Source organism: Streptomyces europaeiscabiei (assembly GCF_036346855.1).
Taxonomy (GTDB): domain Bacteria; phylum Actinomycetota; class Actinomycetes; order Streptomycetales; family Streptomycetaceae; genus Streptomyces; species Streptomyces europaeiscabiei.
On record NZ_CP107841.1, the window covers coordinates 6,742,602 to 6,755,119 of the forward strand.

The following is a 12,518-nucleotide window of genomic DNA, read 5'->3' on the forward strand; positions in this document are numbered from 1 at the left end:
TTCCCCCGTCGTCCTACCGGCCCCTGGCCCGGCGCGCCATCTCGTGCAGCACCTCGGAGGTGGGCACGGGCGCCTGCCGGACGGCCAGCTTCCGCATCAGATAGGTGGTGTGGCCGGCGGTCGCCGACGTGAACTCGGTGGCCGTGCCCTGCGGCCGGAATCCGTGCCGGGCGGCCAGTTCGCGCAACTTCGGGTCGGTGCCGAGGAGTTCGCCGAGCGCGCGGCCCTCGGCCGTGACCGGTACGACGGTGTGGTCGCTGAAGACGGTGGTGTCCGGATAGAGGACGACCATGTCCTCGATGCTCTGGCCCGCCGTGAGCAGGGCGGCGACCTGCGACTCGTAGACGAGTACGAGCGGGTTGCCGACCCCGCTGACGAAGTCGCGGAAGGCCGCGTCGGTGCTCGGCTGCTGGGCGCCCTGGACGCTGATCAGCTCGTGCATCAGCGGCGCGGTCCGGTCCAGGTCCGCCTTGCTCGCGACCACCCGCCCGCCGTTGGCGACGTTGGAGGCGGCGGCGAGGTAGAGCGCTCCCGAGCTGGAGGTGGTCGGATCGGTGGTGGCGATGTACAGGAGCCCCAGCAACTCGCCGTACTTGTCGGCCCCCTTGAGGTCCTGCCACGTTCGGCCGGCCTCGGCGGCCCTCAGATATGCGCCCATGTCGAGGACGCCCCGGCTCTCGTCGAGCGTGGCGAGCCCGTTCTGCCGCAGCACCTCGGCGGCGTCCCGGTGGGCGACCACGACGAGGGGCGAGTAGAAGGGGCGCGGCAGCGGCTCACGGACCTTGTACTTCGCGGCCAGTTCGTCGGCGGGTGCCTTGCTGGACGGGAACGCGAAGTCGTACCCCTTCAGATCCAGGCCGTCCATGGCCCAGGATCCCGACGTCTCCGTCTTCACGGTGTAGCCCTTGGCGGCCAGGGCCTTCACCACCTGCGGGTCGGCGAAGAACTCCGCCTTCTCCGACCCGATCACTCCTCGCACGGTCTTCGTTGCCGTGCTCGTGTCCCCGGTTTCCCGGCCCGCCACGACGGCTGCCACCACGCCGCCGATCAGCAGTACCGCGAGGACGATTCCTGCGATTCGTCTCACACGGGGAGAGTGCTCCCGGAACCCAACGTTCCTCGGCGTCATGGGTGAACGGGGGGTGAAGCGGTGGTCCCGGAACGCAACGGACGGGCTTGGCCGGGCCGGGGGGAGCTCGGGGGGTTTCGGTGTGGGGTGGGTGTGGGTGGGTGGGTGAAGGTCCGGTGGGGGCTGGTCGCGCAGTTCCCCGCGCCCCTTGGCGGCATGGGGCGCGCCCGGAGTCTTTCAGGGGCGCGGGGAACTGCGCGAGCAGCCACAACGCAGCCACAACGCAGCCACAACGCACCTACAGTCGCCCGATCGCAGTCGGCCCCGAGCTGTCAGGCGCTCAGGGGAACACCTGCGTGCGCGTCCATCCGCTCCGCTGCCAGAATCGCGGACGCGGTATCCGCACGGGACGCCGCGACGACGAGCGCCCGCCCGGCGAGCGCGTGGGCGCGAAGGTGAAGCGCGGCGACGTCACCCACGCCCCCGCCGGAGGCGGAGCGCACCGGCGGAAGTCCGTTCCTCAGCCGGGTGACCTGCGCGGCCAGCGCCTCCGCGGCGACGTCGAGATCGTCGGAGGGGGCCAGTGCACGGAGCTCGTCGGTCGCTGCCAGCAGAGCCGCCAGATGACCCGCGAGCTGGATGTCCAGCTCTTCCTCACGTGAACGGTGAGGGAAGTCGGAGGAGGTCGTGCCGGCCATCGTGTGGACCGATTTGGTGCGGATCGGCTCGTACATGGGATGGCCTCCAAGCTCTCGGACGACCACTCTACCTTAGATTTCGTCTAAAGTTGAGTGAGATCCGAAAGCCCTGGTACGCCATGCTCGCCTCGCGGTGTCACACCTGCCCGGAGCTGTCACACCTGCCCGGCGGTGTCATGCCTGCCCGTATCCGTCCAGGAAGTTCCCGATCCGGGTGATCGCGGACCGGAGGTCACCCACCGTCGGCAGGGTGACCACCCGGAAGTGGTCGGGTTCGGCCCAGTTGAACCCGGTGCCCTGGACGACCATGATCTTCTCCTGCCGGAGCAGGTCGAGGACCATCTGACGGTCGTCCTTGATCTTGAAGACGTTCGGGTCGAGGCGTGGGAAGAGGTACAGCGCGCCCTTCGGCTTCACGCACGAGACGCCGGGGATCTGCGTGAGCAGCTCGTACGCGAGGTCCCGCTGCTCCTTGAGCCGCCCGCCCGGCAGGACCAGGTCGTTGATCGTCTGGCGCCCGCTGAGTGCGGCGACCACCCCGTGCTGACCCGGCATGTTCGCGCACAGCCGCATGTTCGCGAGGATCGTCAGGCCCTCGATGTAGGAGTCGGCGTGTGCGCGCGGCCCGGAGATCGCCATCCAGCCCACCCGGTAGCCGGCCACCCGGTACGCCTTCGACATGCCGTTGAAGGTGAGGGTCAGCAGGTCGGGGGCGACCGAGGCCGTCGGTGTGTGTGTGGCGTCGTCGTAGAGGATCTTGTCGTAGATCTCGTCCGAGCAGACGAGGAGGTTGTGGCGGCGCGCGATGTCCGTCAGGCCGCGCAGCATCGCCTCGTCGTACACCGCGCCCGTCGGGTTGTTCGGGTTGATGATGACGATCGCCTTGGTGCGGTCGGTGACCTTCCGCTCGACGTCCGCGAGGTCCGGCATCCAGTCGGACTGCTCGTCGCAGCGGTAGTGCACGGCCGTACCGCCGGACAGGGAGACCGCCGCCGTCCACAGCGGGTAGTCCGGGGACGGTACGAGGACCTCGTCGCCGTCGTCGAGCAGGCCCTGCATGGCCATCACGATCAGCTCGGAGACGCCGTTGCCGATGAAGACGTGCTCGACGTCCGTCTCGATGCCGAGGGTCTGGTTGTGCATGACCACCGCGCGGCGCGCCGCGAGCAGGCCCTTCGCGTCGCCGTAGCCGTGGGCCGACGACACGTTGCGGAGGATGTCCTCCAGGATCTCGGGCGGGCACTCGAAGCCGAAGGCCGCCGGATTGCCCGTGTTCAGCTTGAGGATGCGATGCCCTGCCGCCTCGAGCCGCATCGCCTCCTCGAGCACCGGGCCCCGGATCTCGTAACAGACGTTGGCGAGCTTGGTCGACTGGATCACCTGCATGTCCGTGAGCTTACGGCCCGGTAACGCGTTCCGGGTCGTGTTTTCCACCACGTGGACGGGCCGCTATACCCCGAAATGCCCTGCCGCTGTCCCCCTGACCCTCCTCCTCTCTACAATCCGCCAGAAGTCCGGCCGTCCCCACCGCCCGGTCCTCGACCACGCGACACATGGTCATACGGCACATGACACGAAAGCGGCGGAACGACATGAATGGGGTGGGCGGCGTGGACGGGTCGCACGGACCGGACCGGAACGAGGCCGACCTCCGGAGACCGCCGAACGTGTACCACCCTGTCGGCGACGTCCGCGCCACCCCCGCCTACGAGGCCTTCATGGACCCCGCCGCCGCCCACGGCTGGCAGAACGCCTACGACGACACCGTTCAACTGGACGAGATCGTTGCGGACGGCCCGGGTGCGGTCGGGGACGGTTCGGGCGGAAACGATTCTGCAGTGGGACGGGTGTCGTACGGCGAGGCCGAGGCGTACGCGATGGATGCGCCGTACGTCGAGGGTGCGCCGTACGGGGCGGGCGGCCCGGGGGCGAAGGGTGGGGCGGGCGGCCCGGAGGCCCTGGACGCGGCAGGGCGTCGGGCGCGGCCGGCGGACGGCCGGCGTGTCACGCTCGGGCGGCGCCGCGCCCGGCGCCGCGGCGTGCTGATCGCGGGCGGTATCGGCGTCGCGGTGCTCGTGGGCGTCGCGGTGGCCGGACTGGCCGGGTCCGGCCCCTCGGTCCAGGAAGGTCCGGATGCCCCGGCGCCCCTTGAGTCCACCCCGGCCGCCGCTCGGTCCGGCGACGCGGAATCGGCCTCCCCGTCAGCCGGCGGATCCGGTACGGGGGCCACGACGTCCCCCGACACCTCCATGCAGCCCTCCTCGGCCGCTACCACCCCCGAGCCCTCCGGCCCCACCTCCCCCACCCCCACCCGGACCTCCGCCACCTCGACCGCCTCGCCCTCCGCCAAGGCGACTTCCTCACCCCGAGGCAATTCCAACGGCAACCAGGGCCGGGGTCAAGGAGCCACGAAGGGCCCCAGGTAGCCCACGAGGCCGCTCGGGGGGTGGCCGGAGGGTGGGGCCACCCGTCGTGGGGGCGTCGTCGGTGGCTGGGTGGCTCGGTGGCTCGGTGGCGAGGTCGTGCCCAGGTGTGTGGCTGTCGTCCGGTGGGGTTGCTCGTGGACTCGGTCGGCCGGAGCGGGCGATCGTGAGCCCGCCGCCCGCCGCCCGCCGCCCGCCGCCCGCCGCCCGCCGCCCGCCGCCCGCCGACGCCTCGGCGATGGGATCCCCCCGCGCAGCCCGCGGCCGGGATGCCGTCCGGGGGCCAGTGGCGAAACCGCGCGTGCCGGTGGACGGGAGGCGCGCGTCCCTGCCGGATGCGCTCGGCGTCCTGGGCCTGCGCCGCGGCACTGCGCCCGCCGTCCCCGCGCGGTGCGCAAAGGTGAGGCATGCGGAGTCGCCTGTCGGGTCAGCCATATGAAATGGCTCGGTGGGCGGGCGGGTTGACGCCTCGTTCGCTCTGCCGCCGTCGCGACGCCCTCGCCGTCTTCCGTCACCCATCGCCGCCTCCCGTCACCCCTTGACCCCGACCCCACCGCTTGGCCGAAGATCGTGCGGCCGGAACCAACTCCTTGCCTGGTCATCACCCGGCCTTCACAATGCGCATGACAAACTGCGGTGGCCGGAAGATCTTCTGTCACCCACGTAGCAAGAGGGGACCCCCACATGAGAAAGCCTCTCGTTGCCTCGCTGTTCGCCCTGGTGATCACCGGAGCGGGCGCGGCACCGGCGATCGCGGCACCGGAGCCCGCGGCGGCGCCCGTGAAGGCGGTGGTCGGCAGTGTCGTCGACACGGCGAACAGGACCGTGGCCGACGTCGCGGCCCCGGCGGTCCAGGCCGTCAACTTCGCCGGCACCGTCTCGCTCAGCAACTGTTCCGGCTCGGTCGTCCGGATGCCCGCCTCCGAGGACAACGACCCGGCGCTGGTGATGACCAACGGCCACTGTCTGGAGAGCGGCTTCCCGGACGCCGGCGAGGTCATCGTCGACCAGGCCTCCACCCGCACCTTCGGCCTGCTCAACTCCGCAGGCACCCGCGTCGGCACACTCCGCGCCAGCAAGATCGCCTACGGCACGATGACCGACACGGACATGGCGGTGTACCAGCTCACCACCACGTACGCACAGATCAAGAGCTCGTACGGCATCGACGCCCTCGTCTACGACACCGCCCGCCCGGCCGTCGGCACCGCCATCACGGTCGTCTCCGGGTACTGGAAGCGGACCTACAGCTGCGCTGTCGACGGATACGCGTACCGCTTGAAGGAGGGAGCCTGGACCTGGAAGGACTCCATCCGCTACACCTCCGCCTGCCAGACCATCGGCGGCACCTCGGGCTCCCCGGTCCTCAACAACGCCACCGGCAAGGTCGTCGGCGTCAACAACACGGGCAACGAGAGCGGCGGGCGCTGCACCGACAACAACCCGTGCGAGGTCGACGCGAACGGCACCGTGACCGTCCGGCGGGGCATCAACTACGCCCAGCAGACCTGGCACGTCCCCGCCTGCTTCGGCGTGGACAACAAGCTCGACCTCACCCGCAGCGGCTGCATCCTTCCCAAGCCGTAGCGAACAGCCCTCTCAGTCCCCGCGCCGGATCGCCCGGCCCGCCAGTACGTCCGTCCGACGGCCGTCCTCGATGACGAAACGGCCGTCGACCAGGACGTACGGGATGCCGGTGGGCAGGGTGCGCGGTGCCTCGTACGTCGACCCGGCGGCCACGGTCGCCGGGTCGAAGAGGACGAGGTCGGCGCGGTACCCCTCGCGGACGAGTCCCCGGTCCGCGAGGCGGAGCCGCGCGGCGGGGCGTGAGGTGAGGTGGGCGACGCACTCCTCCAGGGACAGCACGCCCAACTCCCGCACGTACCGGCCGAGATAGTGGGGGAACGTCCCGTACGCGCGCGGGTGCGGCTTGTCGCCGCGCAGGATGCCGTCGGAGCCGCCGGTGTGCGCGCGGTGGCCCATGATGGTCCGCACGTTCTCCTCGTGCCCGACGTGCTGGAGGATCGTCGAACCGAGCCGGTCCTCGACGAGCAGCCGGCGCGCGGTGACCCAGGGGTCCTCGCCGTGTGCCTTCGCCGACCGCGCGATCGTCCGGCCCACGTACGACGACAGCGCCGGTTCGGTGACGCCCGAGATCTCGATGGTGTCCCACTCGACGGGCACGCCGTGGCAGCCGTCGGCGCCGACGACCTCCAGGTGGTGCCGGACGCGTTCGGCCGTGTCGTCGTCCCTCAGTCGCGCGAGGACCGCCTCCGGACCGCCCGCGCCCGCCCAGCTCGGCAGCAGCGCCACCAGCGTCGTGCAGCCGGGGGTGTAGGGGTAGGTGTCGAGCGTGATGTCCGCGCCGGCCGCGAGCGCGTCGTCGAGCAGGGTGAGCAGTTCCGGGGCCCGGCCCTCGTTCTCGCCGAAGTTCAGGGTGGCGTGGGCCAGATGGAGGGCGCAGCCGGCCTCGCGGGTCAGCGCGACCATCTCCGCGTACGCCTGGAGCGCGCCCGCCCCGTACGAGCGGTGGTGCGGGCAGTAGTAGCCGCCGTACGAGGCCACCACCCGGCACAGCTCGGTGAGTTCGGCGTCCTTCGCGTACATGCCGGGGGTGTAGGTGAGCCCCGACGACATGCCGACCGCGCCTTCCCGCAGCCCGGCGGCCACCGACTCCCGCATACGGTCCAGCTCCTGCGGTGTCGCGTCCCGGTCCTCCCAGCCCACGGCGAGCATCCGGACCGTGCCCTGCGGGACGAGGTACGCGGCGTTCAGGGCGATGCCCTCGCCGTCGAAGCCGTGGTCGAGGCGGTCCAGGTACTCGCCGACCGAGCGCCAGGAGAAGTCGATGTCCTCTCCGTAGCCGTTCCAGCCGGTGATCGCGCGGCGGACCTCTTCGAGGGTGCGGTCGTCGACCGGCGCGTACGACAGCCCGTCCTGGCCGATGACCTCCAGGGTCACCCCCTGTGCCGCCTTCGCGGTGTGCTCGGGGTCGCGCAGGAGCGCGAGGTCGCTGTGGGCGTGCATGTCGACGAACCCGGGGGCCAGGACCAGGCCCTCGGCGTCCAGCTCCCGCCGGGCCCTCGGCCGCTGGCACCCCGCGGCGGCCGCCTCCTTGACGATCGACGTGATCCTGCCGTCCGCCACGACCACGTCGGCGCGGTAGGAGGGGTCGCCGGAACCGTCCACGACCTCGGCGTCACGGAAGACCAGGTCCATGTGCGTCGCCCTTCGGGCTGCGGCGGGATCGGAAGCGGATGCCGGCGGGCTCAGAAGAACGTGCGGACGTAGTCCACGACCGTGCCGTCCGCCTCCACCACCGGAATCAGCTTCCACTTGTCGAACGACGTGCACGGATGCGACAGCCCCAGCCCCACCCAGTCGCCGACGTCCAGCCCGGCCCCGGCCTCCGTGCGCAGCCATGCGTGCTGGTCGGACAGGCCCGTCACGGTGATTCCCGTGGCATCGCGGACCGTGCCCGTGGCGGCGTCCCGTACGACCTCGGCGGCGGGCAGGTCGAGGTCGTGCGCGGCGTCGCGCTTGCCGGCGTTGGCGAAGGCCTGGTCGGGGGAGGGGCGGGAGACGACCTGGGCCCAGAGCCGGAAGGCGGGCTCCAGGGTGCCCTCCTCGGGGACGCGGTTGAAGGGGGTGATCCGGCGGTAGTGGCCGGCGTCGTGCGAGACGTACGCGCCCGACCGCAGCAACTTAAGTACGGGCACGGACAGTTCGGGGAGTTCGGCGAACACCTCGGCCACCGTGTCGAACCAGGCGCTGCCGCCCGCGCTGACCACGATCTCGTCCAGCCCCGCGAACCGCCCCGACTTGTCGAAGTCGACGGCCAGCGAGGTGAGCCGGCGCAGCCACGCCCCCACCCGCTCGGGGTCGGCCCGCGGCACCTCGCCCTCGTACCCGGCGACCCCCACCAGCCGCAGCGTGCCGGCCGCGGCCACCGCGTCCGCGACCGCCGCGCACTCCGCCTCCGTACGGACCCCGGTGCGCGCGCCCTCGCCCGCGCCCAGCTCCACGACGACGTCCACCGGGCGGGCGGAACGCCCGGAATCCCGTAGGGCCGCGTCCATCAGTTCGACACCGCGCACGGAGTCGACGTAACAGACGAAGCGGAAGGAGGGGTCCGCCGCCAGTTCGGCGGCGATCCAGCGCAGGGCCGCCGGGTCGACGACCTCGTTGGCGAGGAAGATCCGCTCGATCCCGAACTCCCTCGCCACACGCATCTGATGGGGCATGGCGAGGGTGATGCCCCACGCGCCGCGCTCGATCTGCCGCCAGAACAGCCGCGGTGCCATGGACGTCTTGCCGTGCGGGGCGAAGGCGAGGCCGTGGCGGGCGGAGTAGGTCTCCATCAGCGCCAGGTTGTGCTCCAGGCGCTCGGCGGACAGGGCGAGGACCGGGGTGGTGAAGCCGCCGGTGAACAGGTTCAGTCGCCGGTCGGCCAGCTCGGCCACGGTGAGGCCGTCGGTGTCCGTCGGGAGGCCCTTGAAGCGGTGGTCGACGCGCTCCGCGGCCAGCCGGGCCAGCGCTTCGACACTCTCGACACCCATGGGGATCCTCCCTGACGAGGTACGTTGCAGTAAATGCAACGTTCATTGCGTATGTCGCTTACAGCTGTCTAACATCCCAGCCAGCGCCGGGTCAACGGCGCCGCCCCGCCCCCAGCCGACGCGACGAGGAGCCTCCATCATCGTGACCGCCGACGGACTCCGTTCCCCCGACGCCGCTCCCGGCATTGTCGACGTCGTCGCGTTCGGGGAGTCCATGGTCACGTTCCTGCCCACCCGCTCCGGGCGCCTCGCCGACGTCCACTCCTTCGACCGGGCCATCGGCGGCGCGGAGTCGAACGTCGCGTGCGCGCTGGCGGCGGCCGGGCACACGGTCAGGTGGGTGAGCCGGGTGGGGGCCGACGGATTCGGGGACCACCTGGTCGAGACGATCGGCGGACACGGCGTCGACGTGACCTCCGTGGGTCGGGATCCGGCGCGCCCGACCGGCGTGTATTTCCGCACGGCGGGGGACCGGGCCACGGACGCGCACGAGGTCGTCTACTACCGGGCCGGTTCGGCCGCCTCGGCGATGTCTGCGGAGACCGTGGACCTGGCGGCGGTGCGCGCCGGACGTGTCCTGCACCTCTCCGGGATCACGGCGGCCCTGTCCGACGACTGTCTGAACCTGCTCCGCGACCTGATGGCCCCCCGTCCGAACCGCCCCCTGATCTCCTTCGACGTCAACCACCGCCCGGGTCTGTGGCGCGCCGCCGACGGCCCCCACGTACTGCTCGAACTGGCCCGCGCCGCCGACCTCGTGTTCGTCGGCGAGGACGAGGCCGAGGAGGCCTGGGGCGTCACGGGCGGTCCGGAGGCGGTCCGGACGCTGCTGCCGGAGCCGGCGACCCTGGTGGTGAAGCAGGGAGCGCACGGAGCCACCCTGTTCGAACGCCCGCCCGCACCGGCTGATCAGCCGGGTACGGCTGACCAGCCGGGTACGCCGACAAGGGGGTTTGCCGGGGGGTGTCCGCCCGTAGCGGCCGGTGTCCACCACCGGGCCGCCCGTGACACGGCGGCACCCGCCGGACCGAGGACGAGGACCCCCCGGCGCGTCCACGGCACCACCCCCGCCCCGGCCGCCTCCACCACGGGGCGCACCCGGCCGCCCACGGACACGACCACCTTCGTCCCCGCCCTCCAGGTGCACGTGGTCGCCCCGGTGGGCGCCGGCGACGCCTTCGCCGCCGGCTTCCTCTCCGCCACTCTGCGCGCCCTCCCCGCCCGCGACCGCCTCCGCCACGGCCACCTCATGGCCGCCGCCGCCCTCACCGTCCCCGGCGACCTCGCCGCCCCGCCGCTCCCCGACCACGCCGATCGTCTGGCCGCCCTGGACGACGACGCGTGGGGGAGACTTCGAATCGGCCCCGGCTGGACGCAAGCCGATCGGGCCCCCGAGGAGGTACACACCCCATGAGCCAGACCGTCGACCGCGCGCTGAGCATCCTGCCGCTGCTCGCCGAGGGCCCCGCAGACCTCGGCCGGGTCGCCGACCGCCTGGGCGTCCACAAGTCCACGGCCCTGCGCCTCCTGCGGACCCTCCACGAACACGGTCTGGTCTACCGCCAGTCCGACCAGCGCTACCGACTCGGCGCCCGCCTCTTCGCCCTCGCCCAGGAGGCCGTCGAGAACCTCGACATCCGCGAGATCGCCCACCCCCACCTCGTACGCGTCAACGAACACTGCGGCCACACCGTCCACCTCGCCGTCCACGAGGAGAACGAGGTCCTCTACATCGACAAGGTGGAGAGCCGCTACCCGGTCCGCATGTACTCCCGCATCGGCAAACCGGTCGCCATCACGGTCGCCGCCGTCGCCAAGCTGCTCCTCGCCGACCTCCCCGAAGCCGAGCGCCGCGCCCTCGCGGAGAAGCTCGACTACCCCCTGTACACGTCCCGTTCGACACCCAACGCTTCCGCCTTCCTCAAGGAGCTGGCGCGGGTCCGCGAACAGGGCTGGGCCACCGACCTCGGCGGCCACGAGGAGTCCATCAACTGCGTCGCCGCGCCCATCCACGGCACCGACGGCCGGGTCGTCGCCGCGATGTCGGTCTCCGCGCCCAACGTCGTCGTCACCGCCGACGAACTCCTCACCCTGCTCCCGCTGGTCCGCCGCGTCGCGGACGCGATCAGCGGCGAGTACTCCGGCAGAACCCCAGCGAAGGACACCGTATGACCGACACGACCGGTGAGAACGACAAGAACGACAAGAGCGGCAAGGGCGACAGGAGCGAGAAGGTCGCCCTCACCCCCGCGACCCACACCGCCCCGCCCGCCAAGTTCTCCCACGGCGTCAGGAAGGGCAACATCCTCCAGGTCGCCGGCCAGGTCGGCTTCCTCCCGGCCGTCGAGGGCCGGCCCCCGACGCCGGCCGGCCCCACCCTTCGCGAGCAGACCCTCCAGACCCTCGCCAACGTCAAGGCGATCCTGGAAGAGGGCGGCGCCACCTGGGACGACGTGCTGATGATCCGCGTCTACCTGACCGACGTGGACCACTTCGCCGAGATGAACGCGCTCTACAACGAGTACTTCGATCAGCACCTCACGGCAGTCCCGGCAGCCCGCACCACGGTGTACGTCGGCCTCCCGGCAGGCCTGCTGATCGAGATCGACGCGCTGGCGGTACTGGACAACTGAGTCCGACACCCGCGCCTTCAGGGGCGCGGGATCCCTTGCCCGGGATCCCTTGCCCGGGATCCCTTGCCCGGGATCCCTTGCCCGGGATCCCTTGCCCGGGATCCCTTGCCCGGGATCCCTTGCCCGGGATCCCTTGCCCGGGATCCCTTGCCTGGGATCCCCATGCCCCCAGGCCGGACCGTGCCGTCCCTCGCGGGTTTCGCGATGGCGGTCGTACTGAGCCTGTTCGTACGGACGTGTCCGTATGGAGGAGGGCGCCAGGGGCGAGGTCGTGAAACCCAGATACGGACATATGCCTGGCCCGACTGTCCCCGGCACAGGGTCGTCGACCATACTGCCCGCTGTGGAGCAGCGCATCGGTTCGAACAACCAGCCCCTGGCCGCCGCCGCGGTCGACCCGTCGCACATCCCCGGACTCACGGCACCGGTTTCCGTGAAGAAGGAGAAGCAGGAGGAGCCGGAGGACATCAAGCCGACGGAGCCCGTCGAGCCGACGGAGAACGAGGAGCCGGACGAGGCCGCCCCGGGGCGGGACGAGCCGGCTGCCGCCGAGAAGCCGTCGAAGCCGTCTCTCGCGAAGGCGCCGGCCGAGAGGACCTCGGCCGACGACGAGGCGGACTCCGAGGACGACGGCACGGACGAAGACGATGACGCGGAAGCGGACCCGGACACTGCCGACGCGGAAGCCGAGGAAGCAGCCGAAGAGGTGACCGACGGTCCCGTCTTCGAGGCCTCCGACCGCCGCGCGAAGATCGTCGCCGACAGTCGTGGCGTACGGCTGCGCCTGGACGACCAGAATTGCGAGTTCGGCTGGGACGAGATCGGCGCGATCGAGACGGAGTCCCCGCGCTTCGGCAAGCGTTTCACGGTCACGGTGCACACCCCCGACAGCCGTTGGTACCCCATCGAGATCGAGGCCAAGGCCAAGTCCGAGCACGCGGCCTGGGAGAAGCAGATCGACGAGGTACTGGACGCGTACTTCGACGACGGTATCGAGGAAAAAGAGGCCGAGACCGAGACCGAGACCGAGACCGAGGCCGAGGCAGGGGCCGAGACCAAGGCCGAGACCAAGGCCGAGGACAGCGCCCCCTGAGGCGCGTGGGGAACTGCGCGACCAGCCACGACCGGCCCGCAGT

At 71.4% G+C, this 12,518-nt stretch carries 11 protein-coding genes; 6 read left to right on the forward strand and 5 right to left on the reverse strand.

Features of this window, described 5'->3' with window-relative positions; genetic code table 11:
* Positions 1-13 precede the first annotated feature (13 nt).
* From OG858_RS29575 to OG858_RS29585, 3 genes are all read right to left on the reverse strand, one after another.
* Positions 14-1,087, reverse strand: coding sequence for a substrate-binding domain-containing protein (locus OG858_RS29575; RefSeq protein WP_319069578.1), 1,074 nt, complete (start codon positions 1,085-1,087; stop codon positions 14-16).
* A gap of 314 nt (positions 1,088-1,401) precedes the next feature.
* Positions 1,402-1,803: an SCO4983 family protein gene (locus tag OG858_RS29580; protein ID WP_086752936.1), complete on the reverse strand. Its 402-nt coding sequence runs from the start codon at positions 1,801-1,803 to the stop codon at positions 1,402-1,404.
* Between the two features lie 138 nt (positions 1,804-1,941).
* Positions 1,942-3,153, reverse strand: a complete 1,212-nt coding sequence (locus tag OG858_RS29585) for a pyridoxal phosphate-dependent aminotransferase (RefSeq protein ID WP_037694679.1) — start codon at positions 3,151-3,153, stop codon at positions 1,942-1,944.
* 281 nt (positions 3,154-3,434) lie between these two features.
* Between OG858_RS29585 and OG858_RS29590 the strand changes: the two genes are divergently transcribed.
* Positions 3,435-4,193 carry a hypothetical protein gene (locus OG858_RS29590; protein ID WP_328544263.1) on the forward strand — a complete coding sequence of 253 codons (759 nt, stop codon included), beginning with the start codon at positions 3,435-3,437 and terminating at the stop codon, positions 4,191-4,193.
* Between the two features lie 681 nt (positions 4,194-4,874).
* A complete protein-coding gene (locus OG858_RS29595; RefSeq protein ID WP_319066424.1) occupies positions 4,875-5,777 on the forward strand; it encodes a S1 family peptidase in 903 nt (300 codons plus the stop codon).
* Positions 5,778-5,789: 12 nt separating this feature from the next.
* Here the strand turns inward: OG858_RS29595 and OG858_RS29600 are convergent, their stop codons facing one another.
* On the reverse strand, positions 5,790-7,409 hold the full coding sequence (locus OG858_RS29600) for an N-acyl-D-amino-acid deacylase family protein (protein ID WP_319066425.1): 1,620 nt from the start codon (positions 7,407-7,409) through the stop codon (positions 5,790-5,792).
* Positions 7,410-7,459: 50 nt separating this feature from the next.
* Positions 7,460-8,749, reverse strand: coding sequence for an amino acid deaminase (locus OG858_RS29605; protein ID WP_327748423.1), 1,290 nt, complete (start codon positions 8,747-8,749; stop codon positions 7,460-7,462).
* Between the two features lie 142 nt (positions 8,750-8,891).
* Here OG858_RS29605 and OG858_RS29610 point away from each other — a divergent pair, with 142 nt between their 5' ends.
* From OG858_RS29610 to OG858_RS29625, 4 genes are all read left to right on the forward strand, one after another.
* Positions 8,892-10,163, forward strand: coding sequence for a PfkB family carbohydrate kinase (locus OG858_RS29610; protein WP_327748422.1), 1,272 nt, complete (start codon positions 8,892-8,894; stop codon positions 10,161-10,163).
* Positions 10,160-10,921 carry an IclR family transcriptional regulator gene (locus tag OG858_RS29615; RefSeq protein ID WP_086748827.1) on the forward strand — a complete coding sequence of 254 codons (762 nt, stop codon included), beginning with the start codon at positions 10,160-10,162 and terminating at the stop codon, positions 10,919-10,921. The genes OG858_RS29610 and OG858_RS29615 overlap by 4 nt, the downstream gene beginning before the upstream one ends.
* A complete protein-coding gene (locus OG858_RS29620; RefSeq protein ID WP_086748826.1) occupies positions 10,918-11,382 on the forward strand; it encodes a RidA family protein in 465 nt (154 codons plus the stop codon). The genes OG858_RS29615 and OG858_RS29620 overlap by 4 nt, the downstream gene beginning before the upstream one ends.
* A gap of 343 nt (positions 11,383-11,725) precedes the next feature.
* Positions 11,726-12,475 carry a hypothetical protein gene (locus OG858_RS29625; protein ID WP_319263012.1) on the forward strand — a complete coding sequence of 250 codons (750 nt, stop codon included), beginning with the start codon at positions 11,726-11,728 and terminating at the stop codon, positions 12,473-12,475.
* Positions 12,476-12,518 lie beyond the last annotated feature (43 nt).